Genomic DNA, 25,136 nt, shown 5'->3' with positions numbered 1-25,136 from the left:
ATGGTCACCAGTCGCGACGTGGCGAGGCTCGCCGGGGTCTCGCAGCCGACGGTGTCGCGCGCGCTCACCGATCACCCCCGGGTCTCCGAGGCGACCAAACGCAGGGTCCGTGAGGCGGCCCTGGCGCTGGGCTACTCGACCAACGCGATCGGGCGCGCGCTGTCGGTGGGCCGCTCGAACCGGATCGGGCTGGTCGTCGCCGACCTGGAGAACCAGTTCTACGCGAACATGATCGGCCCGCTGCACCACGAGCTGGAGGCCCTCGGCCACGAGCTCGTGCTGATCACCGAGTCGGCCGGGACCGCGCCGCTGCCCGAGCGGGTCGCCGCGCACGGCCTGGCCGGGGTGGTGCTCTCGACGACGACGGTGGACTCCATCCAGCCCGCCCGGCTGCGCGACCGCGGCGTGCCGTTCGTCTACCTGAACCGGACCGCGCCCAGCGTGGCCGCCGATGCGGTGACCGTCGACCCCGAGCAGGGCGTGCGCGAGGTGGTCGCGGAGGCCGTCCGCCTGGGGCACACCCGGATCGGGGCCATCTTCGGGCCGCGCAACACCAGTACCGGTGAGCTGCGCGAGCAGGTCGTCCGCACGGTGCTCGACGAGCACGGGCTGGCGCTCGCCCAGCGCGACGTCCTGCACGGTCCGTTCGACTTCGCGACCGGTCGCGAGGGGTTCCGTACGCTGCACGAGCGGGCCGGTGGTCCGACCCTGCTGCTGTGCGGCAACGACGTCGTCGCGCTCGGGGCGCTCGACGCGGCCGCCGAGGCCGGCGTCCCGGTGCCCGGTCACACCTCAGTGGTCGGCTTCGACGACCTGCCCACCTCACGCTGGGCCCTGGTCCGGCTCAGCACCGTCGCCTACGACCTCGACGAGGTCGCCCGGGAGTCCGCGCGGCTGGTCGTCGCCCGGCTGACCGACCCCGGGGCCGCGCCGCGGCACGTCGTGTATCCGACGCACTACGTCGCCCGTGCCACCGTGGCCGCGCCCCGGGCGTAGCCGCTCCCGTCGCCGGAAATCCCCGCGGGACCCTTGCCCGTCGGTTGTGCATACGCATACAGTGCGAGGTGCACGGAATCGACGAGGAAGGACCACCATGACGCTCGACCCGGTCGCGTACGAGCCCTACAACGACCCGGACGACTTCATCCGCGAGGTGACCGACCGGATCTGGGTCCAGCGGGACGTGTCCTACATCGTCGACAACTACGAGCCGGACTCGATCGTCCACGGCGGGCTCGGCACCGTGATCGGCCGCGACGGGGTGATCGAGGGCAGCCTGATGCGCATCGCGGGCACCCCGCAGCACGTCGGTCAGGCCGAGGACGTGGTCTGGGAGGCCCGCGGCGACGACGCGTTCCTGAGCTCGCACCTGGTCTTCTCGGCCGACGAGATCCTCGTCGACGGCGTCGTGAAGCGGATCCGCAAGCGCACCATCGCCAACTGCCTCTACCGCCGCGGCCGCATGGTCGAGGAGTGGGTGGTCCGCGACGAGCTCGCCGAGTGCCTGCAGCGGGGCATCGACCCGGCCGAGGCGGCCCGGGGGCAGCGTTTCCGCGGCTACCAGGGCTCGATGACCGAGGAGCCGCCGAAGGACGTGCTCGCCGTCGGCGACAGCGGGCCGCGGCCGGACGACTTCCGGCCCGAGTGCGAGATGGTGCTGGAGTTCCTCGACGAGGTCTGGAACTCCCGGCGCTACCAGAAGGTCACCGACTACATGCACCGTGACCTGTTCCTGCACACCGTCGGGGACCAGACCGTCGTGCGTCCGGACGGCTACCAGCGCGACCTGCTCGCGCTCGTCGCACCGTTCCCCGACGCCCGGTTCGAGGTCCGCGACGTCCAGACGAACCACGCCGAGCGCTACGCCGGCCTGCGGATCGCGGTGACCTGGGTGATGCGCGGGACCTACCGCGGGACACCGGCGTTCGGTCCGCTCACCGGGGGCGAGGTGGAGCTGCTCGGCGTCTCGCAGTTCCTGGTCCAGGACGGCCGCATCGTCAAGGAGGTCCGGGTGTTCGACGAGATCGCGCTGCGTGCGCAGATCGACGCCGGCCGGACCGAGGCGTTCACCGACACCAACATCTACTGACCGGAGCACCGACATGCACGACACGGTGGTCAGCGCGGACGAGCTCGCCCGCCGCACCGTCCGGCACGCGGACTGGGTCCCGTGCAAGGCCGCGTTCATCGACTGCCGCACCCCCGGCTCGGACCGGAAGGACAACTACTCCTTCATCGGCCCCGGGGTCACGCAGAACGCGTCCCAGCACGTCAACCTCCGCGAGCCGCACGGCTTCAACCTCGGTGCGGCGGGTATGCCGCACGGCACCACGAACAGCCTGCACCTGCACTTCACCGCCGAGGTCTTCATCAACTTCGACGGCGACTACCAGCTGCGGTGGGGACCCGACGGCACCCAGGGCGGCTACCGCAGCGTCGACGGCGACGTCGTCTCCGTCCCGCCGTGGATCTTCCGCGGCTTCACCAACGTCGGCGACGACGACGGCATCCTGCTCACGGTCCTGGGTCGCGACGACACCGGCGGCATCATCTGGGGCCCCACGGTCCTGACCGAGGCGGCCGGTCACGGCCTGCACCTCACGGCGGACAACCGGCTCATCGACACCGTCGCCGGGGACCCGCTGCCCGACGACGTCGCGCTGATCCGGCCGATGGAGCAGGCCGAGATCGACCGGCTCGACGTCTACACCCCCGAGCAGTTCCGCAGCCGGGTCGTGCACGTCGCCGACCGGCCGTGGGTGGCCGAGCCCTATTTGTGCTCGCGGCTGCCCGGCGGTGGCGCCGAGCTCGCCCCGGTCATCGGCTGGGGCACCGCGGAGAGCCGGGCCGCGGCACCGCGGCTGCTCGACCCGCACGGGTTCGCGCTGGCGTGGCTGCGTGCCCTGCCCGGGGACGGCGTGCTCACCCACCGGCACGACGCGACCCAGGTGCTGACGGTGAAGGCCGGCCACTGGGCGGTCACCCTCAACACCGGCGAGGACGCGCGCACCGTCGAGCTCGGCCCGCGGGACACCCTGTCGGTGCCGCCCGGTGCCTGGCGGTCGATGACGGCGCTCGACGCCGACGGCGGCCGGACCGCCACCCCCGGCACCGGTGAGCTGCTGGTCGTCACCGGTGGCGACGGCCGGGTCCGGCACGAGTGGGCGCGCGAGGTCGTGGCCGGTGCCCGGGACCGGGGCCGGGTGCTCGACGCCGACGGCTACCTCGCACCGGCCGCGGTGCTGGCCTTCGCGGCCGAGGACGACTGAGGCCGGGCCGATGCCGGGGACGGGACCCACGGGGCCGACGGGGGCGGCGCCCGGACCGGTGGTGCCGGGTGCCGCCGGTGCGGTGACGGCGGCGGCGTGCCGGATCCCGGCGCGGATCGACGCCCCGGACCCGGCGATCGCCGAGCGCGCGGTGCGCGAGGCGGTCGCCGGCGGGGCCCGGCTCGTCGTCCTGCCGGAGCTCACCGTCTGCGGGTACGCCTTCGCCGACGCCGCGGAGGCGCGGTCCGCCGCCGAACCCGCCGACGGTCCCACCGTCGCCCGCTTCGCGGCCCTGTCGGCGGAGCTGCGCTGCGTCGTCGTCGCCGGGTTCGCCGAGCTCGGGGCCGACGGCCGCGTGTACAACAGCGCCGCCGTCGTCGAGAACGGGGTGCGCCGCGCGGTCTACCGCAAGGCGCACCTCTGGGACCGGGAGAAGGAGCTGTTCACCCCCGGCCAGGCGCCACCTCCGGTGGTCGCGACCGCTGCCGGCCGGATCGCCCCGATGGTCTGCTACGACCTGGAGTTCCCCGAGTGGGTGCGCCGGGTCGCGCAGGGCGGCGCCGAGATCGTCGCCGCCCCGGTGAACTGGCCGTGGCGCCCGACCCCCACCGGGCAGGACCCGCTGGAAGTCGCGAAGGTCCGGGCCGTCGCCGGGGCCTACCGGGTGCACATCGTGGTTGCGGACCGCTGCGGCACCGAGCGCGGGGTCGCCTGGTTCGGCGCGCCGGTGATCGCCGACGCCGACGGGAACCTGCTCGCCGGCCCCGGCGGTCCGCCGCCGGGGGAGCCCGGCGTGCTGCTGGCCACGCTCGACCCGGCCGCCGCCCGCGACAAGCGCCTCTCGCCGCACAACCACGTCCTGCACGACCGCAGGCCCGAGCTCTACCGCGAGACCGACACCGACTCCGACACCGAAGGAGCACCACCATGGCCGGCGTGACCTACGACGCGGTGACCCGCCGCTATCCGGGGTCCCCCCGGGCCGCGGTGGACGCACTCGACCTCGAGATCGCCGACGGCGAGTTCCTCGTCCTGGTCGGGCCGTCCGGCTGCGGCAAGACCACCTCGCTGCGGATGCTCGCGGGGCTCGAGGGCGTCGACGACGGCCACATCCGCATCGGCGATCGCGACGTCACCGGTGTCGCGCCCAAGGAACGCGACATCGCGATGGTGTTCCAGAACTATGCGCTCTACCCGCACATGACCGTCGCCGACAACATGGGCTTCGCGCTCAAGATGGCAGGCGTCCCGAAAGCCGAGATCACCGGCCGGGTCGCCGAGGCCGCCCGGATCCTCGATCTCGAGCAGTACCTCGGGCGACGCCCGAAGGCGCTGTCGGGCGGGCAGCGCCAGCGGGTCGCGATGGGGCGCGCGATCGTCCGCCAGCCGCAGGTCTTCCTGATGGACGAGCCCCTGTCCAACCTCGACGCCAAGCTGCGGGTGCAGACCCGCACCCAGATCGCGTCGCTGCAGCGCCGGCTCGGCGTCACCACCGTCTACGTCACCCACGACCAGGTCGAGGCCATGACGATGGGGGACCGGGTCGCCGTGCTCCGCGACGGCGTGCTGCAGCAGTGCGCCGCCCCCGGCGAGCTCTACCAGCGGCCCGCGAACGCCTTCGTCGCCGGCTTCATCGGCTCGCCGGCGATGAACCTGCTGAGCCTGCCGGTGACCGCCGACGGCGTCCGGCTGGGCGGCGTCGACGTCGCCGTGCCGCGCGGGGCGGGGGACGCGGTCACCCTCGGGGTCCGCCCCGAGGACCTGCACCTCGCCGACGACGGCATCCCGCTGGAGATCGACCTGGTCGAGGAGCTCGGCGCGGACGCCTACGTCTACGGGCGCACCCGCGTCGACGGCGTCGAACACCCGATGGTCGCCCGGGTGGACGGGCGCCGGCCCCCGGCGCGGGGCACCGGGGTGCACCTGGCACCGGACCCGGCGCGTACCCACCTGTTCGCCGCGGACGGCGCCCGGCTGGGCTGACGGCCCGGGCGCCGCCGCCCGGGTCCTCGGTCCCGGCCCCCGGTGGCGCCCACCCGCCGGTCCCAGCCGGTGCGGACGCCGTCGTCGACGGGGCGGATCGCGAGCGAGACCGCGACGAACGCGACCAGCCCGGATGCTGCTCGCCCTGCTCGACCACGAGCGGCTCGGCGGGTTCGCCGTCGCCGTCCTCGGCCCGTTCGACGCCGACCCGCGCGGCCCCGAGCTGTTGCGCGCGGTGGCGGCGTTCGTCGAGCACAACGGCCACTGGGAGGCGACGGCGACCGCGCTGGGCGTGCACCGGCACACCGGGCGGAACCGGATCACCGCGGCCGAGCAGGTCAGTGGACGACGCCTGTCCGCGGCCCAGGACCGCCACGAGCTGTGGCTCGCCCTGCAGGCCCGTGACCTCGGCCGCGCCGGTAGGGACGGGGTCTCCCCGGGCGGGAACGGCGCCGATCGGCTCTGATGGCGGGGTGCCTACCGCCGGATCCCCCGTCCTGGACCGCTTCGACGGCTGGATCTGCGGGCTGGGCACGACCTCGGGCAGACGGATCGTGGTCGGCCACTGGCCGGACACCCCGCTGGGGTCGTTCACCGACGTCATGACGGAGTCCGCCGACGGGCACCGCACCCTGCTCGCCCCGACCGGGGAGGTCGCGGAGTTCGTCTCGGCCACCTACACCTTCGACGAGGTCCGGATCGTCCCGGTGACCCACACCGCCCACGACGACCGGCGCCGGGTCGTCGCCGGGCCGCTGCAGGTCGGCTGGCGGGTCGGTGGTCGCCCGCCGCTGGGCCGGCTCCTGCGTGCGGTCCCCGGTGCGCTCGCCGTGCACCCGTGGTGGCTGCGGGCGATCGACCCGATCGCCCGCCGGGTGATGCCCGGGGTGCGGACCGTCGGCACTGCGGGCAACGGCCGTCGCGAGTACTACGGGGCCCGCGACCTGCACCGCGTCGCCGCCGCCTCGGCCCGCTGGGACGACGGCGACTGCGGCGGGCTGGCCCCGGTCGTCCCGCCGGTCCGGTTCGGCTTCGGCTCGGCCCCCGCCACACCGTCGCACGTGCGGATCACCACCCTGGTCGAGCGCTCCTTGACGTGACCCGGTGGCGCCACCGATGGTGACTCACGACAACCGAAGACGGCGAGCGGAACCCCAGGAAGCCGGTGCGAGTCCGGCGCGGTCCCGCCACTGTGACCCCTCGCCCCGGCGAGGGGGAGCCAGACACTGCGCCCGTTCGCCGCGCCACCCCACCCGGGACGAGGATCCCGAGGAAGGTACGTCGATGACGCGCGCCCACACCGCCCCCGGAGCCGTCCGGTGATCCTGCTGCTGTCCACCTCGGACACCGATCTCCTCTCGGCCCGGTCCTCGGGCGCGGACTACCGCCTCGCGAACCCGAACCGGGTCACCCACGACGAGCTGGCGGAGATGGCCGACGCGGCCGACGTCGTCGTCGTCCGCGTCCTCGGCGGGTACCGCTACTTCGAGGAGGGGCTGGACCTGCTGCGGGCCCGCGCGACGCCGCTGGTCTGCCTGGGCGGGGAGATGGCCCCGGACGCGGAGATGATGGAGCTGTCCTCGGTCCCCGCGGGCGTCGCGGCAGAGGCCCACACCTACCTCGCGCAGGGCGGCACGGAGAACCTGGCGCAGCTGCACGCGTTCCTGTCCGACACCGTGCTGCTCACCGGCGAGGGGTTCGCGCCGCCGGTGGAGCTGCCCGAGTGGGGCGAGCTGTCCCTGCCCGACACGGAGGTCGACGGGCCGACGGTGGCGGTGCTGTTCTACCGCGCCCAGTTCCTGGCCGGGAACACCCGCTACATCGAGGCGCTCTGCGAGCAGATCGCGGCGAAGGGCGCCCGCGCGCTGCCGATCTGGTGCGCGTCGCTGCGCCAGGCCCCGGCCGCGCTGCTGGAGCGGCTGCGCGAGGCCGACGCCATGGTCGTCACCGTGCTCGCCGCGGGCGGCACCAAGCCCGCAGGCGCGCAGGCCGGCGGCGAGGACGAGGAGTGGGACGTCACCGAGCTGGCCGCGCTCGACGTCCCGATCCTGCAGGGCCTGTGCCTGACCAGCTCCCGCGCCACCTGGGAGGCCAACGACGACGGGATGTCCCCGCTCGACGTCGCCACCCAGGTCGCCGTGCCGGAGTTCGACGGCCGGCTGATCACCGTCCCGTTCTCGTTCAAGGAGACCGACGCCGACGGCCTGTCGGTCTACGTCCCCGACGACGAGCGGGCCGCCCGGGTCGCCGGGATCGCGGTGAAGCACGCGACGCTGCGCCGCGTCCCGAACGCGGACAAGAAGATCGTGCTGATGCTGTCGGCGTACCCGACCAAGCACGCGCGGATCGGCAACGCGGTCGGGCTGGACACCCCGGCGTCCACGGTGGCGCTGCTGCGGACGATGGCCGCGGCGGGCTACGCGGTCGCCACCGAGGGCGAGGCGGCGTTCCCGGGCGTCGAGGCCGGCGACGGCGACGCGCTCATGCACGCCCTGATCGAGGCCGGCGGGCAGGACCCTGACTGGCTGACCGAGGAGAAGCTGGCCGGCAACCCGGTCCGGATCTCCGCCGCGACGTACCGCAGCTGGTTCGACACGCTGCCCGAGGACTTCCGGTCCGGCGTCGAGGAGCACTGGGGCGAGGCGCCGGGCGAGCACTACGTCGACCGCTCGCAGAACCCGGACGGCGACATCGTCGTCGCGGCACTGCGCCGCGGCAACGTCACGCTGATCGTGCAGCCGCCCCGCGGGTTCGGGGAGAACCCGGTCGCGATCTACCACGACCCGGACCTGCCGCCGTCGCACCACTACCTGGGCGCCTACCGCTGGCTGGCCGCGCCCGAGTCCGAGGGCGGGTTCGGCGCGCACGCGATCGTGCACATCGGCAAGCACGGCAACCTGGAGTGGCTGCCCGGCAAGACGCTGGGCATGTCGGCCTCCTGCGGCACCGACGCCGTCCTCGGCGACCTGCCGCTGGTCTACCCGTTCCTCGTCAACGACCCGGGGGAGGGCACCCAGGCCAAGCGCCGGGCGCACGCCACCCTGGTCGACCACCTCATCCCGCCGATGGCGCGCGCCGAGTCCTACGGCGACATCGCCCGGCTGGAGCAGCTGCTCGACGAGCACGCGAACATCTCCGCGCTCGACCCGGCGAAGCTGCCCGCGATCCGCCAGCAGATCTGGACGCTGATGACCGCGGCCCAGATGCACCAGGACCTCGGGCTGGAGCAGCGCCCCGACGAGGACGTCTTCGACGACATGCTGATGCACGTCGACGGCTGGCTCTGCGAGATCAAGGACGTCCAGATCCGCGACGGCCTGCACGTGCTCGCCCAGGCACCGGCCGGGGAGCAGCGCGTCGACCTGGTGCTCGCGGTGCTGCGCGCCCGGCAGATGTGGGGCGGCGAGCAGTCCGTGCCGGGTCTGCGCCAGGCGCTCGGCCTGGTCGAGGACGGCTCGGAGTCGAACACCCGCACCGACGCCGTCGAGACCGTCGCCCGTGCCCTGTGCTCGGCGATGGAGACCTGCTCCTGGGACCCCGCCGCCGTCCCCGCGGTGGTCGCCGAGCACCTGGCCCCCGTCCCCGGTGGCCCCCAGGGGAACTCTCGTAGCGCTCTAGGCCACGAGAGTTCCCCTGGGGGCACCGGTGGGGGGCTCCCGGGCGTCGACGTGGACGCGGTCACGGCGGTGCTGCGCTTCGCCGCCGACGAGGTCGTGCCCCGGCTCGACGCCACCGCGCACGAGCTGGACCGGGTGCTGCACGCCCTCGACGGCGGCTTCATCCCGGCCGGCCCGTCCGGCTCGCCGCTGCGCGGACTGGTCAACGTGCTCCCGACCGGGCGGAACTTCTACTCCGTCGACCCCAAGGCGGTCCCGTCGAAGCTGGCCTGGGAGACCGGGCAGGCGATGGCCGAGTCGCTGGTCGAGCGCTACCGGGCCGACCACGGCGAGTACCCGCGCAGCGTCGGCCTCTCGGTGTGGGGGACCAGCGCGATGCGGACCTCCGGCGACGACGTCGCCGAGGTGTTCGCCCTGCTCGGCGTCCGCCCGGTGTGGGACGACGCGAGCCGTCGCGTGCGCAGCCTGGAGGTCATCGACCTCGCGGAGCTCGGCCGCCCGCGCGTCGACGTCACGGTTCGGATCTCCGGGTTCTTCCGCGACGCGTTCCCGCACGTCCTGGCCCTGCTCGACGACGCGGTGAAGCTGGTCTCCGAGCTCGACGAGACCCCGGAGCAGAACTACGTCCGCGCCCATGTCGAGGCCGACCGCGAGCGCACCGGCGACGACCGTCGCGCCCGTACCCGGATCTTCGGCTCCAAGCCGGGCACCTACGGTGCCGGGCTGCTGCAGCTCGTCGACTCCCGTGACTGGCGCGGCGACGCCGACCTCGCCGAGGTCTACTCCACCTGGGGCGGCTACGCCTACGGCCGCGGCCTCGACGGCGTCCCCGCACGGGACGACATGGAGAACGCCTACCGGCGGATCGCGGTGGCGGCGAAGAACATCGACACCCGCGAGCACGACATCGCCGACTCCGACGACTACTACCAGTACCACGGCGGCATGGTCGCCACGGTGCGCGCGCTGACCGGCACCGCGCCGGCCGCCTACGTCGGGGACTCGACCCGTCCGGAGGCGGTGCGTACCCGCAGCCTGCACGAGGAGACCGCCCGGGTCTTCCGTGCCCGCGTGGTCAACCCGCGCTGGATCGCCGCGATGCGGCGGCACGGCTACAAGGGCGCGTTCGAGATGGCCGCGACCGTCGACTACCTGTTCGGCTGGGACGCCACCACCGGCGTCATCGCGGACTGGCAGTACGAGACGCTGACCGCCGAGTACGTGCTGGACCCGGACAACCGGAAGTTCCTCGCCGAGTCGAACCCGTGGGCGCTGCACGGCATGGCCGAGCGGCTGCTGGAGGCCGTCGACCGTGGTCTCTGGGAGAGCCCGGAGTCCGCGACGCTGGACGCACTGCGCCAGGCCTACCTGGAGTCCGAGGGCGACATCGAGGGCGACGGCTGAGCCGCGGGACCCTCCGGCCTTGACACCGATGGTTTCCCAGGAACATATTTCCTGGGAAACCATCGGTCGACCGTCGCGAGCCCCGGAGGACCCCGTGCCCGACCCCGAGCCCACCGCCCGGCCCCGCTACGGCCGCGACGAGCCCTACGAGGTCTTCGAGATCGACGACCTCACGCTCGACTGCGGGCGGACGCTGCGCCCGGCCCGGATCGCCTACCGCACCTACGGCGAGCTGAACGCGGCGAAGGACAACGCGATCGTCTACCCGACCTGGTACTCCGGGCGGCACTGGGACAACGAGTGGCTGATCGGTGAGGGGATGGCGCTCGACCCGGACCGCTGGTTCGTCATCGTGCCGAACATGCTGGGCAACGGGCTGTCCACGTCGCCGTCGAACGCCCCGGTGCCGCACGACGGCCCGTCGTTCCCACCGATCCGGGTGCGCGACAACGTCGAGGCCCAGTACAGGCTCGTCACCGAACGCTTCGGGATCAGCACGCTTCCGCTGGTGCTCGGGTGGTCGATGGGTGCGGGCCAGACCTACCAGTGGGCGGTCAGCCACCCCGAGATGGTGCAGCGCATCCTGCCGTTCTGCGGATCGCCGCGGACCGCGCCGCACAACCAGGTGTTCCTCGACTCGCTGCGTGCCGCGCTCCAGGCCGCGGTCGGGTTCGACGGCGGCCGCTACACGGTCCCGCCGGCGCAGGGGCTGCGCGCGTTCGCCCGGATCTACGCCGGCTGGGGCTTCTCCCAGGCGTTCTACCGGGACGAGGAGTGGCGCCGGCTGGGCAACACCTCGCTCGAGGACTTCGTCGTCGACTTCTGGGAGGGCTTCTTCCTCGACGGTCGGGACCCGAACAACCTGCTGACCATGCTCGACACCTGGTGGCACGGCGACGTCGGCGCGACCCCGGGCGCCGGCTCGACCGAGGAGGCGCTGGCCTCGATCCGGGCGACGGCGATCGTCATGCCCGCGGAGAAGGACCTGTACTTCCCGCCCGAGGACGAGGCCTGGGCGGTGTCGCACATGCGGGCCGGCACCGAGCTGCGGGTGATCCCCGGGGTGTGGGGCCACTTCGCCGGCGGCGGGAAGAACCCGGTCGACACGGCCTTCATCGACGCCGCCGTGGCCGAGCTGCTCGCCCGCCCGTCCGGGATCTGAGGCTCAGCGCCCCGGTACCCGCGTCCGCGACGCGGCCGGCGCACCGGCGACCGCGGGCACCGCGACCACGACCGGCAGCGCGACGGCCGGTGACGCCGGCGCCACCAGCAGCGCGCCGCCCAGGCCGACGAGCGCCGCCGTCGCCGGCTGGTCGAGGAGCTGGGCCGCCGAGGAGTGCGGGCCGACGTCGTGGGTGTCGGAGTGGGCGAGGGTCAGGTAGGCGATCGCGGAGAACGCCCCACCCATCCCGAGCCCCGACACGCCCCCGGACCCGACGGCGAGCCGGCCCGGCAGCAGCCCCGCCCTGAACCCCGGTGCAGGTCAAGTCGATTCAGTGACCACCTGTCGTGATCAACAACCACGCTCCGTGTTTCCGGCACGCGCAGTCGGGTACACCGCGTTATGACCGACATCACAACGATCATCGTCGTCGCCGTGGTGGTGATCGTCGTCGCCGTACTCGCCGTGGTCGCCGCGACGATGCTGCGCCGTCGTCGCTCCGCCGAGCTCCGCGACCAGTTCGGACCCGAGTACGAGCGCACCGTGCGCGACGCGGACGACCCCCGCGACGCGGAGAAGGAGCTCGCGCAGCGCCGCAAGCGCCACGACGCGCTGACCTTGCGATCCCTCGACCCGCAGGAGCGCGACGGCTACCGCCGCCGGTGGCAGCAGGTGCAGGAGGGGTTCGTCGACGATCCGTCGCGGGCGGTGCACGACGCCGACGCGCTCGTCGCCGACGTCATGGCGGCCCGCGGGTACCCCGCCGAGGACGTCGACCGCCGGGAGGAGGACCTGTCCGTCGCCTACCCGGTCGTCACGCAGCGCTACCGCGAGGCACGGGCCATCTCCCGTGAGCACTCCGCCGGGCGAGCCGGGACCGAGGACCTCCGGCACGCGGTGACGAGCTACCGCGCACTGATCGACGCGCTGCTCGACGACGGCGACGGCACCGGTTCCGGTGGCCGTCCCGAGAACGACGGCCGCCACCGCCAGGGCGGACCGGACCAGGACACCCGACGGGAGACCACGGCATGAGCGAGCACCAGGGCAGCAGCAAGGCGGCCCGACTGGCCGACTCGATCAAGGACGCGTTCACCGGCCGCAGCGAGGACGAGCGTGACGCCGGCTGGGAGCGCCGCGAGGCGGCGGGCACCGCCGAGCAGGACGCGGGCGTCCCGGGCCGGCGCCACGGTGACCCGGACGCCCCGCCGCTGGCAGGCCCCGGGGCCGGGCCGGGCGACGCCCCCGGCGGACGGCTGGCCGAGGACCGTGCGGCCGGCGGGGACCCACGGGCCGGCGACCCCGGCGGCGACCCTCGTGCCGGTGATCCCCGCGTCGCCGCCCCGCTCGGCACCGACCCGGGTGCCGGTGGGCCCCGCGGCGCGGGCCCCCGGGACGGCGACCCGCGCGGCGGGGACCTCCGAGGTGGGGACCCGCGGGGCGTCGACGTGCGCGGTGGCGACCCGCGTGGCGGGGACGTACGGGGCGGGGACCCGCGTGGTGTCGACCCCCGTGGCGGGCACCTGCCCGGCGGCGCCCCCCATGGCGGCCCGGGCGCACCGGGTGCCGACCCGCGCGACGCCGGCCCGGCCGGACGGCGGGACACCCTCGGCGACCCCGCGGCGGCGGGCGGCCGCGGACCGGCCGACGCGGGCGGGGTCCCGCCCGGTGGCGGTGTCGGGAACGGCGCACCGGGGACGGGCGCACCGCCCCACGACGCGGCGCCCGGCTCCGCGGGCGGTGCCGGGACCGCCGCGGCCGCAGGCGGGACCGCGGCCGGCGTGGCCGCCGCGGCGACCACCCGTGGCGCACCCGTACGGGAGGACGGCGCGCCCGGCGGCCGTCACCACGACGCGACACCGGGCCGCGGGCACGACGATCTGCGCGACCCCGGTGACCCGCGGGGCGGCACGACCGGACCCGGGGCCGGCCCGGCGGCGACCGACCCCGCCACCGGCGGCTCGTCGCTGCTCCCGGCCGACCGGGCCCGCGAGTACCAGGACCGCTGGTCGACGCTGAAGGGCGAGTTCGTCGACGAGCCCCGCCGCGCCGTCCACGGGGCGAACGCCCTGGTGGGGGAGATCCTCGACGAGATGGAGTCGCTGTTCCGTCGTCAGCGCGACGACCTGGAGGCCCAGTTCTCCCGCGACGACGCCTCGACCGAGGACCTGCGCCAGGCGCTCACCCGCTACCGCGAGTTCTTCGACCGCCTGCTGTCCCTCTGACGCCGCGCCGCACGAGCTCCGGGTGCGCCGCACGGGGAAGAACCTGTGCGGCGCACCGCGGGCCCGTGCGGCGTCCGGCTGCGCCCTCCGGACGAGGGGGCTCAGCCCAGGGCGGGGACGATCGCCTCGACCAGGTGCGGACCCGGCTCGGCCTGTGCCCGACGCAGCGCGTCGAGCAGACCCTCGGTGGTGGTGACCCGCTCGGCGGGCACCCCGAGCCCGGTCGCGAGTGCGGTGAAGTCCGGCGTCGGGTCGGACAGGTCCAGCATCCGGCCCGCCCGCCCGGAGTGCGCCGCCTCCCCGGCCCCCGTGCGGGCCAGCTCCACCCGCAGGATCGAGTACGCCGCGTTGTTGATCAGCACGACGGTGACGTCGAGCCGCTCGCGGGCCATCGTCCACAGCGCCTGGGCGGTGTAGAGCGCGCTGCCGTCGGCCTGCACCGCCACCACCGGACGGTCCGGCGCGGCGACCGCGGCACCCACCGCGGCGGGCAGCCCCATCCCGATCGCGCCACCGGTCAGCGCGATCTGGGTGTGTCGCGGCGCGGTCTGCAACGACATCGCCAGCGACGCCGCTGCGGTCAGCGCCTCGTCGACCACGATCGCGTCCTGCGGCAGCGTCGCGGCGACGGCGGCGCACAGCCCCCGCACGTCGAGCGCCCCCGGCGCGGGCTCCGGCGCCTCGTGCGGGGCGAGCGCGGGGTCGGCGTCGCCGGCGACGGCGTCGGCGAGGGCTTCCAGCGCGGCCGTCGCGTCGGTGGCCGGGTCGGCCAGCCCCACCACGGCGGCCCCCTCGGGCACCAGGTCCCCCGGTACCCCCGGGTAGCCGAAGAACGACACCGGCGACCGCGCCCCGGCCAGCACCAGCGACGACGTGCCGTCCAGCTGCGCGATCGCCTGCTCGGCGAAGTAGGCGAGCTTGTCGATGCGGGTCCGGCCGGCGCCGGTCTCCCAGCACCGGGGGAAGGTCTCCACGAGCAGCCGGGTCCCGGTGGCCGCGGCGATCCGCCCGGCGGCGTCGACCCCCGCCGCGCTCAGCGCCGGCCCGCCCAGCAGCAGCGTCGCGCCGGGCGCGCGGACGGCATCGGCGGCCGCGGCGACCCGCGAGGGATCCGGGGGGAACGGCCCGACGGCCGGCAGCGGCGGGGCGGGCGACGCGCCCTCCGACCAGGACACGTCGGCCGGCAGCACCAGCGTCGCGACCTGCCCGCCGCGCTCGCCGGTCGCGGCGAGGGCGCGCATCGCGTCGGCGGCGACGTCGCGGACGTCGCCGCTGGTGTGCACCCACCCGGACACGGTCCGCGCCACCGCGGTGATGTCGGACTCCAGCGGCGCGTCGAAGCGGACGTGGTCGGTCGCGTGCCCGCCGACCACGCACAGCAGCGGCGTCCCGGCCCGGCGGGCGTTGTGCAGGTTCGCCAGCCCGTTGCCCAGCCCCGGCCCGAGGTGCAGTAGCACCGCCGCCGGCTTCCCGGCGATGCGCGCGTAGGCGTCGGCGGCACCGGTCGCGACGCCCTCGAACAGGGCCAGCACCCCGCGCATCTCCGGCACCGCGTCGAGCGCCTGCACGAAGTGCATCTCCGAGGTCCCCGGGTTCATGAAGCACACGTCGACCCCGGCCGCGGTGAGCGACCCGACCAGCGCCTCGGCGCCCCTCACGACCGGTTCCCGATCTCTTCGGTCCACATGGTCGGTGAGTCCACACGATGTGACGCGTGTCCGCAGGACCCGGGTTCGAGTTGCGGCCCGCATCGCCAGGACGCGGAATGAGGGACTGTGAGCGACGACCGCACCGCGCCCGAGGCGTACACCCCCGACCCGCGACGCTGGCGGGCGCTGTCGGTCTGCCTGGTCGCCGGGTTCATGAGCCTGCTCGACGTCAGCATCGTCAACGTCGCGCTGCCCGCCATGCAGGCCGGCCTGCGGGCCTCGGCGGCGCAGCTGTCCTGGATCGTGTCCGGCTACGCGCTGACGTTCGGCCTGGTCCTGGTCGCGTCCGGGCGTCTCGGCGACGACCGCGGCCGCCGTCGCATGTTCGTCACCGGCCTCGCCCTGTTCACCCTGACCAGCGCGGTCGCCGGGTTCGCGCCGAACCCGGAGGTGCTCGTCGCGGTCCGGCTGGTGCAGGGCGTCGCGGCCGGGCTGCTGTCCCCGCAGGTCGTCGGGTTCATCCAGGACCTGTTCCGCGGCCCGGAGCGGGGCACCGCGTTCGGCATGTTCGGCGCCGTCGTCGGGATCTCGACCGCGGTCGGCCCGCTGCTGGGCGGGCTGCTGCTGTCCTGGGCCGGCGACGCCGACGGCTGGCGCTGGGTCTTCTTCGTCAACATCCCGATCGGCGTCGCGGCGCTGGTCGCGGCGTTCCGGCTGCTGCCCGCCGACACCGTGACCACGGGGGAGCGGCGCCCGCTGGACCTGGGCGGCTCGGTGCTGCTCGGCGTCGCCGTCGTCGCGCTGATGCTGCCGCTGGTACTCGCCGAGCGGGACCCGGCGTCGGCGCCGTGGTGGCTGGTCGCGGTCTCGGTCGCGGCGCTGGCGGCGTTCGTGGCGTGGGAGCGTCGGGCCAAGCGCGTCCACGGTCACCCGCTGATCGACTTCGCGCTGCTGCGGACCCGCAGCTACGCCGTCGGGGCCTCGCTGGGCACCGTCTACTTCGCCGGGTTCACCTCGATCTTCTTCGTGCTCACCCTCTACCTGCAGAACGGGCTGGGCTACACCCCGCTGCAGACCGGGCTGACGATGACGGCGTTCGCGCTCGGCTCGGCCGTCACCTCCGCACTCAGCGGGCGCCTGGTGGCGCGGTTCGGGCAGCCGATGATCGTCGTCGGGCTGGCGACGGTGATGGTCGGGCTCGGCGTCACCGACCTCGTCCTGGCCGCGACCGCGCACAGCCCGTGGACCGGGCTCGCGATCGCCGGGCCGCTGCTGCTCGCCGGGGCGGGCGGCGGGCTGGTGATCGCGCCGAACCAGACCCTCGCGCTGTCGGAGATCCCGCACACCTCCGGCGGCACCGCGGGCGGGGTGCTGCAGACCGGGCAGCGGATCGGGACGGCGATCGGGCTGTCCGCGGTCGGCGCGGTGTTCTTCGGCAGGCTCACCGCGTCCGGCGGGGACTGGGCGGACGCCATCTCGCACGGCCTGCTCATCACCGTCGGGCTGGTGGCGCTGGCCCTCGTGCTCGGGGTCACCGACCTGGTCGCGGCCCGGCGTGCCCGCGGACGGGGCACGCCGGTGACCGCGACCGGCGGACGGTAGGGGTCAGGTCCTGGCGACGGCGGCGGCGTCGTCGCGCAGCCCCGACCGCAGCGTCTCGGTCATCAGCCACGAGCAGACCATCGACACCAGCGCGATCCCGACGACGTAGCCGGCGACGGCGTAGAGCGACCCGGTCAGCGCGACGAGCGCGGTGCACAGCAGCGGCGCGAGGCCGCCCAGGATCGACGCGATCTGGTAGGCCAGCGACGCCCCCGAGTACCGCATGCTGGTGGAGAACTGCTCGGCGAAGAACGCCGACTGCGGCCCGTACACCGCCGAGCGCGCCACCTGCACGACCAGCCCGCCCAGCAGGAACAGCCAGATGCTGCCGGTCGACACCAGCCAGAAGTACGGCACCGCGAACACCGCGAGCAGCGCCATCCCACCGACGAACATCGGACGACGCCCGATCCGGTCCGACAGCAGACCGAACGCCATGATCAGCGGGATGTCCGACAGCGACAGCACCGAGTTCGCCGCGAGGATCGTCGTGCGGTCGTAGGACAGGGACTGCGTCGCGTAGGTGACCAGCCAGACCGAGGAGACGTAGAACGTCGAGTTCGTCGCCAGGAACGACCCGGCGGCGAGCAGGATCTCCTTCGGGTAGGTGCGCAGCGCCTCCAGCACCGGCATCCGGTTCGCGGCCTTCTCGTCCATCGCCTGCCGGAACACCGGCGACTCGTGGACGCCGAGCCGGATCCACATCCCGACCCCGATCAGCGCGATGCTCGCGAGGAACGGCACCCGCCAGCCCCACGCCAGGAACTGCTCGTCGGTCAGCGTCGCGGACAGCACCGCGAACGTCGCCGTCCCCAGCACCAGGCCCAGCGGCACACCGACCTGCGGCCAGCTGCCGTAGAACCCGCGCCGGTGCGACGGGGCGTGCTCGACAGCCATCAGCGCCGCACCGCCCCACTCGCCGCCGACGCCGAACCCCTGCAGGAACCGCAGCGTCACCAGCAGGACCGGAGCCCAGACCCCGAGCGTGTCGTAGCCGGGCAGCAGACCCATCCCGACGGTCGCCGCGCCCATCATGAGCAGCGAGTAGACGAGCATCGGTTTCCGGCCGACCCTGTCGCCGAAGTGCGCGAACACCGCCCCGCCGAGCGGGCGGGCGATGAACCCGACGGCGAACGCGCCGAACGCGGACAGGGTGCCGGTGACGGGGTCGACCGACGGGAAGAACACCTGGTTGAACACCAGGGCCGCGGCCGTGCCGAAGATGAAGAAGTCGTACCACTCGATGGTGGTGCCGACCAGGCTGGCGGTGGCGACCTTGCGAGAGGACCGGAGTGCGGGTCCCGGCGGCGCCGGCGGGACGGTGGAGGACATGCGCCCTGACGCTAAGGGGTCGTCCGATTCGTGTCGAGACGCACGAGTGATCCGATCTGCCTGTGCTCAGGCCCGGGTGCGACGGGTGGAGAGCACCCCCGCGACGAGCACGACGACCAGCCCGGCCACCGGGACGACCAGCAGCCCGGCCCGCAGCGACGTCGCGTCGGCGACCAGCCCGACCACCGGCGGCGACACCAGGAACCCCACCCGCATCAGCCAGGTGACGATCGTCAGCCCGGTCCCGGGGGCCAGCCCCGGCAGGTGGTCGGCGGCGGTCATCGCGGCCGGGACGAGCGTCGCCACCCCGAACCCGGCGAGACCGAAACCGGCGACGGTCCCGGGCACCGTCGGGAACGCCAGCGCGAGCCCCATCCCGGCGAGCACCAGCCCACCGCCGGCGCGGGCCACCGCGCGCTGGCCGAACCGGTCGACCATCCGGTCACCGATCAGCCTGCCGACGAACTGGCAGCCCTGCAGCGCCACGAACCCGAGGCCGGCGACGGCCGCACCGGCCCCGAGCCCCTGCAGGTACACCGCCGCCCAGGTGGCGCCGGAGTCCTCGACCAGGGTGCCGGAGATCGCGACCAGCCCGAACACGGCGAGCAGCGCCACGGTGCGGGGGCAGAGCCCGGTCCACGGCCGCCGCGGCGGTGCACCGTCGGCCGCGTCGGGGGCCGGGCGGTCGTCGCCGTCGGCGCCGCTCAGCAGCAGGGGGTACACCGCGACGGCGATCACCACCGACAGCAGCGACGAGAGCCCCAGGTGCACCGGCAGCGCCAGCCCGGTCCCGGCGGCGGCCGAGCCCATCAGCCCGCCCGCGACCGCTCCGACCGACCAGAGCGCGTGGAACCCGTTGAGGATCGACCGGCCGTAGCGGCGCTGCACCCGCAGCCCGTGCGCGTTCTGCGCGACGTCGACGACGGCGTCGGACGCCCCGACCAGCAGCATGGCCGTGGCGAACAGCGCCCAGGACGGTGCGAACCCCACCAGCACGACGCCGAGCGCGATCACCGCCATCCCGAACGAGGCCACCTTCGCCGAGGTGAACCGGGCGATGAGCGGGCCCGCGGTCAGCCCTGCCAGCAGCGCCGCGAACGGCATCGCGGCCACCGCCAGCCCGAGCTGGGTGTTGGACAGGCCGAGATCGGCCTTGATCTGCGGGAAGCGGGGCAGCAGGTTCGCGTAGACCAGGCCGTTGGTGAGGAAGACCAGGGCCACCGCCGCCCGGGCCCGTCGTTCCGTCCGGCCCGCCTCGACTGCCACCACGGACCCATCATGCGCCGACCGGCCGGCACCGGGGGGCCGCGGGTCAGTTGTGGCGTTCCAGCAGCCGCAGCACCGCCCGTCCGACGGCGACCCGGGTGCGGTGCTCGCCGGCGCCGCGCGGGATGCAGCGCAACCCGGCCGCGACCGTGTGGCCCTCTTCGAAGGCCCGCACCACGCGCGGGTCGACGTAGCTGCTGCGGGCGACGGCCGGGGTGTTGCCCAGCGCCCGGGCGACCCGGCACGTCGTGGCGGCCTCGGCCCGTTCCAGCGCGGTCGCGGACAGCCCGGCGCCACCGGCCCAGCCGTGCTCGGCGAACGCGACCGCGCCGACGACGGTGGCGTTCCGGGCCCGCAGGTCCTTCGCCGTGTGCGCGGCGTCGGTGAGCGACCGGACGTGGTCGTCGGCGTCGTCGTAGCCGACGGCCTGGATGTGGTCGCGGTCCCGCTCGGAGAGCCATACCTCCCGCCAGGCGGACGGGATCACCAGCTCCTCGATCCGGGCCCGCACCGGCGCGGCGACGGCGGCGCCGGTCGCGTCGTGGTAGCTGAGCCCCCGTCCCCGACGACGGCGGGTGAGGCCGCCGCGGTACGGGATCGCCCTGGTCGGTCGCACGCCGGGGGACACCCGCCGCGCGCCGGGATCATCCCCGCAGCGAGTTGATCCTCACCGCGGTCCGCAGCGCTCCGGACATGCCCTTGTAGGCACCGTTGCGGGCGGTGTCACGGACATTGCGCAGCTGCGCGCGACGCTCGCGGCCCGCGCTGCTCCAGGCCAGCAGCGACCGGCCCCACGAGTCCTTCGCGAGTTCCGTCGCCCCGGCCTCGCGGGCGAGCAGCGCCCACCGGTCGCCGAAGTCGTCCAGCCCGTCGCGGTAGGCGAACACCGCGGGCCGGACGTAGGCCATGCCCGGGTGCCGGCGGCCCATCCGGGGGGCGTAGTCGGCGATGACCTTGTCCAGGCACTCGAACCGGCGCTGCCGGTTGGAGCTGATCGACCCGGTGCGCATCAGGCGCATGTCGAGCAGCCAGCGGCGGGTGCCCCACATCAGCGGGTAGTTCGAGCCGGCGGCGATCCGCAGCCACATCTCGAAGTCCACCGCGGAGGGCAGCGAGCAGTCGAAGCCGCCGACCTGGTCGAAGCAGGCCCGGCGGATCATCAGCGAGCTGCCGTTGTGCGGCGGGTTGTTCTCCACCAGCTGCTTGTCGATGTCGACCTTGCCCGACGGCTGCCAGCGCAGCGCCACGACCTGCCCGGACTCCAGCATCACGCGGGTGTGGCAGTACGCCATCCCCACCCCGGGCGGGGCGGTGTGCATGGTCTCGAGCATGTGCGAGAGGAACTCGGGGTGCCAGCGGTCGTCGCCGTCCAGGAACGCGACGAAGGGGGCGGCGCTCTCGGCCAGGGCACGGTTGCGCGCGGCACCCGAGCCGCCGTTCTCCACCTGGATCAGCCGCACCCGCGGGTCGCGTTCGGCGCGCGAGCGGACGACGTCGGCGGTGTCGTCGGTCGACCCGTCGTCGACGACGAGGTACTCGAACCGGGACTCGGTCTGCGCGAGCACCGAGTCGATGGCCTCACCGATCCAGGGACCGACGTTGTAGGCGGGGGTGATCACGGTGACGAGAACGTGAGGGTTCCGCACGATCGGCACAGTCGCCAGCTCCTTCCGGGGTGCGCCGGTCTTCGGCGCCGTCGGCCCCGCATTCACCGTAGGGGGTGACGCAGAGCATTCGGCACGCCCTCGACCGAGGCCGTGCTGCGGGCATTCCTCGCGAATGGCAACGAGCGTGCGCACTGTTGGTGACGTCCGTGCGGCATCCGAGGTTGCCCCGGGCGCCGGGCCACCCGGTCCGGGGCCGGTGAGCCGGGTGGTGGGAGAGGGTCGCTATCGTCCGGAGAATGTCGTTCGACGCACGGGTGATGCTGTCCCGGCGGCTCCGGTTCCTGCCGCACCGCGCCTTCGCGATCGCCCACCACGCCCTGTTCCAGGGGGAGCTGACGACGTTCCGGCGGCCGCGGACCTGGTCCCAGCTGCTCGCGAAGAAGAACCTCGACGACCAGCCCGAGCTGGTGCACGTCACCGCGGACAAGTACGCCGTCCGGGACCACGTCGCCGAGCGGATCGGGGCCGAGCACCTCATCCCGCTCATCCAGGTGGTCGAGCGGCCCGAGGACCTCGACCTGGAGGCCCCCGCGGGTCCCTACGTCGTCAAGGGCACCCACGGCTGCGACATGACGATCCTGGTGCGCCACCCGGCCGCCGCCGACCACGCGAAGATCCGCTCGACGGTCGCCCGCTGGCTGCGCACCGACTTCTTCACCCACGGCTGGCGCGAGCGCCCCTACGAGGGGCTCACCCCGCGCGCCGTCGTCGAGGAGATGATCGGCGACGGCACCAAGCCACCCGCCGACTACAAGTTCTTCGTCTTCCACGGCGAGCCGGCGATGGTCGTCATCGACCAGGACCGCTTCGTCGCCCACACCTCGACGATGCTGCACCCGGACTGGGTGCCGTTCCGGATCTCGGGGCGCTTCTCCCAGGCGGACGCGTTGCCCGAGAAGCCCGCGTCCTACGAGCGGATGCTGGAGATCGCCCGCGCGCTGGGCAAGGACTTCACCTTCGCCCGCGTCGACCTCTACGACGTCGACGGGCACGTCTACTTCGGCGAGATCACCCACAACCCGGGCGGCGGGCTCGTCCGGCTGCGGCCCCGCGCCTTCGACCGGGCGCTGGGGAACCTGTGGCGCAACGGGACCCCGATCCCGGAGAAGTTCATCCAGCGCTCCTGACCGGGCGCTCCTGACCGGGCTCTCGGGCGCACCCGGGCTCGCGTCTCTCCCCGGGTCTCGTACGGGCCCCGGACTTCGCCTCCACCGGGGCCTTCGCGCGTATCCCCGGGCCGGTGCACCCGGAGGGCCCGCGCGCCCACCGGGCTCCGCGTACGCCCGGACTCGTGCACCCGCCGGGCCTCGCATGCGTCCCGGCCCGTGCGTTCCACCGGGCGCGCACCCACCCGGGTCCATCCCTACGCCGGGTCCCCGCACCCGCCGGGCGTGCGCGGACCGGCCTCGTCCATGCACCCGGCTCGTCCACTCATCGAGCTCTCGCGCAGCCCCTCGTCCTGCGCCGCCCTCGCCGCCGCACACTCTCCGCCCGACCCGTCCGCCGCGCCGAGCCCCGACGACCCCGCGGCGACCCGCCGCCGGCCGCGGCACCCCACGCGACGGCCGCCGTGCGTCGTCGCGGGTCGCCGCCCCCATCCACACCCCGTCGCGGGCGGCCACACCCCCGGCAACAGGTGTGCCGCCCACGCCGGTCCCGAGGTGCCTTCCTGGCGGTCGTCGGAGCGGAACCGGGATGCGGGCCGCGGAGAGCGTGCGAGGACGGCGCCCGCCGCCGATCGATCAGTACCTGAGCGTTGCCGACGCCTGGTCGGACAGCGCTCACGTACTGATCGACAGGTCTGTCTCGCACGTCGTCCGGTGGGGCGCTCCTCGGTGCGTGGGTGAGGACCACCCTCGTCGCGCGGGGTGCGATTCCGTGGGGTGCGGACGACTGCGGGGTTCGGCAGGGCGCACGGCCGCATCGCTGCAGCCGACGAGGTCCCCCACGCGACCTGCCGCACCCCTCACGAGGTCGTCGCACCCCGTGCGGCGGGTGCGACGACCTCGTCCGAGGTGCGACAGGACCGCCGGGCCGGGGGCCGGCGTGCCGTGCTGTGCCGCGGCGCAGCCTCGCAGCTGTGGTCGCCCGCGAGTGGAAGCGCTGGTGGCCATTGCCCCGGGTGGCCGGCGGACCGTGGGCCGGTCTGTCGCCCGGAAGCCCGGAGTTCGCTGGACCGGACCTCCGGAAGCCGGAAGGTCGGGTGAATCGGAGCCCCGGAAGCCCGGAGCTCGGTGGATCCGTGCCCCGGGACCTCCGGAGCCCCGAGGCTCCGAGCCCCTGAGCCGGAGGGAGCGCCGGAGCCGGCAGGACCGCGGATCAGTCGCGGACGCGGGGGAACTCGTGGGTCCGTGCCTCCGGCCCGCCGATGGGCCGGGTGTCGTCGTCCCGGGCGAGGGGATCCGGGCCGTCCGGGCCGGCGGTGCCGCCGTCGCCGGGCGGGTGCGGCGGGACCGGCTGACGCAGCCAGCGCACCACCGACGGCAGGAAGACGATCGCCAGGACCAGCTCGCCCGCGAGCCACATCCAGCCGACGGCGTCGACCCCGAGCATCGGGGCGAGCAGCGGGATCCCGCCGAGCACGATCGCGCAGTGCACGAGCTGCTGCACGGCCAGGGGGAAGGTGCGGTTCGCGAGCCGGGACTTGGTCATCCACATCGTCACGATCACGCGCGGGAACATGGACACCATCAGCAGCTGCAGCAGCGTCGTGGAGTTCTCGACGTACTGCGGCCCGTAGAACCACAGCAGCAGCGGGGCGGCGAGCGCGATGACCAGCGAGGCGGGCCACACCAGCAGGCAGATCCGCCGCAGCACCGCCCGGGCGAACACGTGCGCGTGCGCCGGGTTCCGGGAGCCCTCCACGACCAGCGCCGAGGTGATCGCCATCGACAGCATGCTCATCGCGAGGAAGACCGTCTGGGCCGGCAGCAGGTAGGCACTGGCCGCCTGGCTGATCGTCATGACCACCAGCACCGGCAGGAACGACGACATGGCCTGGTTGAACACCTGGCCGAGGTAGTCGCCGCCCATGTAGCGGGCGAGCGTGGCGCGGTCCGGGGCGCCCGCGTCGTCGCGGTCCGCGGTCTCGGCGGTGTGCCGGGGGAGCAGCCGCCGCGAGATCAGGAGGGTGAACGGCACCAGCAGCGCGATGACCGGCGCGCTCCAGGAGGTGAACACGCCGTCGGACACCGAGGTGAACGCGACGACCACGAGCAGCCCGAGCTTCACGACGCCGTAGACGCCGTTCTCCAGCACCACCCACATCGCCGAGCGCAGCCCGGTCAGGACCTGGTCCTGCAGGTTGAAGATGGACCACGCGGCGGTCGAGACCACGAACCACGCGGCGAAGCCGGGGGAGACGTGCAGCGGGTCGCCGGGGGCGTAGGCGACGTGGCAGTAGGTCATGACCGCGGCCGAGCCGACGACCGCCATGGCGGCGCTGATCCCGTACGCGAGCCGCACCAGCGACCGTGAGTCGCGTCCGGCCGTCGGGAGGAAGCGGATGAGGGCCTGACCGAAGTTGAGCGAGGTCAGGACCGATATCAGCATCATCAGGTTGACCATGGCGTTGCCACGGCCGACGTCCTCGGTGCTGAACACGCGGGCGGCGAAGACCCAGTAGAGCAACCCGAAGCCGGAGTTGACGACGGTGTTGAGCATCAGGGCGTACGCGTTGCGGTAGAGCGGGTTGCCCATCTCGCGGCGGACCGAGCGGACCCGGCCGGCGACCATCTCCCCGACGCTCATCGCGCGCACCACCGGACGGCGGCGCGGGACGTCCCGCTGAGTGCGTGCACACCACCACGCTAACCAGGTGTCGACCACCCGGGTGCCAGGGGGAGGGGCCCCGGACGGCCCGTCACCGGCCGGGGTCGGACCTCCCGGACATACACACCCCGTCGTGGCGCGCAATCGCTGCGCTACGGTGCATCCTTTCCGGTGACCTGATGAACCGAA

General features: G+C 74.2%; 20 protein-coding genes and 1 riboswitch. Of the genes, 13 read left to right on the top strand and 7 right to left on the bottom strand.

The genetic code is table 11. The annotated features are described in order from the left end of the window. The 9 genes from DMP15_RS18980 to DMP15_RS18940 all read left to right on the top strand — a co-directional run bounded on the left by DMP15_RS18980 (position 1) and on the right by DMP15_RS18940 (position 11,435). Entirely contained in the window at positions 1-996 is a 996-nt protein-coding gene (locus DMP15_RS18980; protein ID WP_073577023.1) for a LacI family DNA-binding transcriptional regulator, read from the top strand. 97 nt (positions 997-1,093) lie between these two features. Then, entirely contained in the window at positions 1,094-2,089 is a 996-nt protein-coding gene (locus DMP15_RS18975; protein ID WP_073577022.1) for a nuclear transport factor 2 family protein, read from the top strand. Between the two features lie 13 nt (positions 2,090-2,102). Beyond that, positions 2,103-3,269: a hypothetical protein gene (locus tag DMP15_RS18970; protein ID WP_073577021.1), complete on the top strand. Its 1,167-nt coding sequence runs from the start codon at positions 2,103-2,105 to the stop codon at positions 3,267-3,269. Positions 3,270-3,330: 61 nt separating this feature from the next. Next, positions 3,331-4,209 carry a nitrilase-related carbon-nitrogen hydrolase gene (locus DMP15_RS18965; RefSeq protein ID WP_217266925.1) on the top strand — a complete coding sequence of 293 codons (879 nt, stop codon included), beginning with the start codon at positions 3,331-3,333 and terminating at the stop codon, positions 4,207-4,209. Beyond that, positions 4,197-5,252, top strand: coding sequence for an ABC transporter ATP-binding protein (locus DMP15_RS18960; protein ID WP_073577020.1), 1,056 nt, complete (start codon positions 4,197-4,199; stop codon positions 5,250-5,252). The genes DMP15_RS18965 and DMP15_RS18960 overlap by 13 nt, the downstream gene beginning before the upstream one ends. Before the next feature lie 133 nt (positions 5,253-5,385). Continuing rightward, entirely contained in the window at positions 5,386-5,718 is a 333-nt protein-coding gene (locus DMP15_RS18955; RefSeq protein WP_073577019.1) for a helix-turn-helix domain-containing protein, read from the top strand. Positions 5,719-5,725: 7 nt separating this feature from the next. Then, positions 5,726-6,352 carry a hypothetical protein gene (locus DMP15_RS18950; protein ID WP_083658869.1) on the top strand — a complete coding sequence of 209 codons (627 nt, stop codon included), beginning with the start codon at positions 5,726-5,728 and terminating at the stop codon, positions 6,350-6,352. Between the two features lie 55 nt (positions 6,353-6,407). Further along, a riboswitch (cobalamin riboswitch) is annotated at positions 6,408-6,481 on the top strand. Between the two features lie 90 nt (positions 6,482-6,571). Further along, the gene (gene cobN, locus DMP15_RS18945) at positions 6,572-10,273 is read left to right on the top strand and encodes a cobaltochelatase subunit CobN (protein ID WP_337826260.1); all 3,702 of its coding nucleotides are present in this window, start codon (positions 6,572-6,574) and stop codon (positions 10,271-10,273) included. Between the two features lie 94 nt (positions 10,274-10,367). Then, a complete protein-coding gene (locus DMP15_RS18940) occupies positions 10,368-11,435 on the top strand; it encodes an alpha/beta fold hydrolase (RefSeq protein ID WP_073577017.1) in 1,068 nt (355 codons plus the stop codon). A 3-nt stretch (positions 11,436-11,438) separates the two neighbouring features. On the opposite strand, the gene DMP15_RS18935 is transcribed toward DMP15_RS18940, so the two are convergent. Further along, entirely contained in the window at positions 11,439-11,696 is a 258-nt protein-coding gene (locus DMP15_RS18935) for a hypothetical protein (protein ID WP_073577016.1), read from the bottom strand. 141 nt (positions 11,697-11,837) lie between these two features. Here DMP15_RS18935 and DMP15_RS18930 point away from each other — a divergent pair, with 141 nt between their 5' ends. Together DMP15_RS18930 and DMP15_RS18925 are read left to right on the top strand one after the other, a co-directional pair. Then, a complete protein-coding gene (locus DMP15_RS18930) occupies positions 11,838-12,470 on the top strand; it encodes a hypothetical protein (RefSeq protein WP_073577015.1) in 633 nt (210 codons plus the stop codon). Continuing rightward, positions 12,467-13,660, top strand: a complete 1,194-nt coding sequence (locus tag DMP15_RS18925; RefSeq protein ID WP_179760247.1) for a hypothetical protein — start codon at positions 12,467-12,469, stop codon at positions 13,658-13,660. The genes DMP15_RS18930 and DMP15_RS18925 overlap by 4 nt, the downstream gene beginning before the upstream one ends. A 101-nt stretch (positions 13,661-13,761) precedes the next feature. Here DMP15_RS18925 and DMP15_RS18920 read toward each other — a convergent pair whose 3' ends face one another. Further along, positions 13,762-15,318: an acetolactate synthase large subunit gene (locus tag DMP15_RS18920; RefSeq protein WP_337826259.1), complete on the bottom strand. Its 1,557-nt coding sequence runs from the start codon at positions 15,316-15,318 to the stop codon at positions 13,762-13,764. Positions 15,319-15,435: 117 nt separating this feature from the next. Here DMP15_RS18920 and DMP15_RS18915 point away from each other — a divergent pair, with 117 nt between their 5' ends. Continuing rightward, positions 15,436-16,911 (top strand): MFS transporter, encoded by a 1,476-nt coding sequence (locus DMP15_RS18915; RefSeq protein ID WP_179760245.1) that lies wholly within the window; start codon positions 15,436-15,438, stop codon positions 16,909-16,911. A gap of 3 nt (positions 16,912-16,914) precedes the next feature. Here the strand turns inward: DMP15_RS18915 and DMP15_RS18910 are convergent, their stop codons facing one another. The 4 genes from DMP15_RS18910 to DMP15_RS18895 form a co-directional block, all read right to left on the bottom strand. After that, positions 16,915-18,243: an MFS transporter gene (locus DMP15_RS18910; protein ID WP_073577011.1), complete on the bottom strand. Its 1,329-nt coding sequence runs from the start codon at positions 18,241-18,243 to the stop codon at positions 16,915-16,917. 66 nt (positions 18,244-18,309) lie between these two features. Continuing rightward, the gene (locus tag DMP15_RS18905; RefSeq protein WP_179760243.1) at positions 18,310-19,512 is read right to left on the bottom strand and encodes an MFS transporter; all 1,203 of its coding nucleotides are present in this window, start codon (positions 19,510-19,512) and stop codon (positions 18,310-18,312) included. Between the two features lie 43 nt (positions 19,513-19,555). Beyond that, the gene (locus DMP15_RS18900; RefSeq protein ID WP_337826258.1) at positions 19,556-20,125 is read right to left on the bottom strand and encodes a hypothetical protein; all 570 of its coding nucleotides are present in this window, start codon (positions 20,123-20,125) and stop codon (positions 19,556-19,558) included. Positions 20,126-20,153: 28 nt separating this feature from the next. Continuing rightward, entirely contained in the window at positions 20,154-21,155 is a 1,002-nt protein-coding gene (locus DMP15_RS18895; RefSeq protein ID WP_161152466.1) for a glycosyltransferase, read from the bottom strand. Positions 21,156-21,412: 257 nt separating this feature from the next. Between DMP15_RS18895 and DMP15_RS18890 the strand changes: the two genes are divergently transcribed. Then, on the top strand, positions 21,413-22,303 hold the full coding sequence (locus DMP15_RS18890; RefSeq protein WP_073577007.1) for an ATP-grasp fold amidoligase family protein: 891 nt from the start codon (positions 21,413-21,415) through the stop codon (positions 22,301-22,303). Positions 22,304-23,495: 1,192 nt separating this feature from the next. Here DMP15_RS18890 and DMP15_RS18885 read toward each other — a convergent pair. Beyond that, the gene (locus DMP15_RS18885; RefSeq protein ID WP_139282917.1) at positions 23,496-24,926 is read right to left on the bottom strand and encodes a lipopolysaccharide biosynthesis protein; all 1,431 of its coding nucleotides are present in this window, start codon (positions 24,924-24,926) and stop codon (positions 23,496-23,498) included. Positions 24,927-25,136 lie beyond the last annotated feature (210 nt).

The sequence above is a fragment of the Pseudonocardia sp. UM4_GMWB1 genome (assembly GCF_017312155.1).
In the GTDB taxonomy this organism is placed as follows: Bacteria; Actinomycetota; Actinomycetes; order Mycobacteriales; family Pseudonocardiaceae; genus Pseudonocardia; species Pseudonocardia alni.
This window is presented reverse-complemented; position numbering and strand designations above follow the sequence as displayed.

Bases quoted from the DNA above. Each gene is read 5' to 3' on its own strand.
- DMP15_RS18980 (WP_073577023.1), top strand. From the start codon at position 1: ATGGTCACCAGTCGCGACGTGGCGAGGCTCGCCGGGGTCTCGCAGCCG.
- DMP15_RS18975 (WP_073577022.1), top strand. From the start codon at position 1,094: ATGACGCTCGACCCGGTCGCGTACGAGCCCTACAACGACCCGGACGAC.
- DMP15_RS18970 (WP_073577021.1), top strand. From the start codon at position 2,103: ATGCACGACACGGTGGTCAGCGCGGACGAGCTCGCCCGCCGCACCGTC.
- DMP15_RS18960 (WP_073577020.1), top strand. From the start codon at position 4,197: ATGGCCGGCGTGACCTACGACGCGGTGACCCGCCGCTATCCGGGGTCC.
- DMP15_RS18955 (WP_073577019.1), top strand. From the start codon at position 5,386: ATGCTGCTCGCCCTGCTCGACCACGAGCGGCTCGGCGGGTTCGCCGTC.
- DMP15_RS18930 (WP_073577015.1), top strand. From the start codon at position 11,838: ATGACCGACATCACAACGATCATCGTCGTCGCCGTGGTGGTGATCGTC.
- DMP15_RS18925 (WP_179760247.1), top strand. From the start codon at position 12,467: ATGAGCGAGCACCAGGGCAGCAGCAAGGCGGCCCGACTGGCCGACTCG.
- DMP15_RS18910 (WP_073577011.1), bottom strand. From the start codon at position 18,243: ATGTCCTCCACCGTCCCGCCGGCGCCGCCGGGACCCGCACTCCGGTCC.
- DMP15_RS18890 (WP_073577007.1), top strand. From the start codon at position 21,413: ATGTCGTTCGACGCACGGGTGATGCTGTCCCGGCGGCTCCGGTTCCTG.
- DMP15_RS18885 (WP_139282917.1), bottom strand. From the start codon at position 24,926: ATGAGCGTCGGGGAGATGGTCGCCGGCCGGGTCCGCTCGGTCCGCCGC.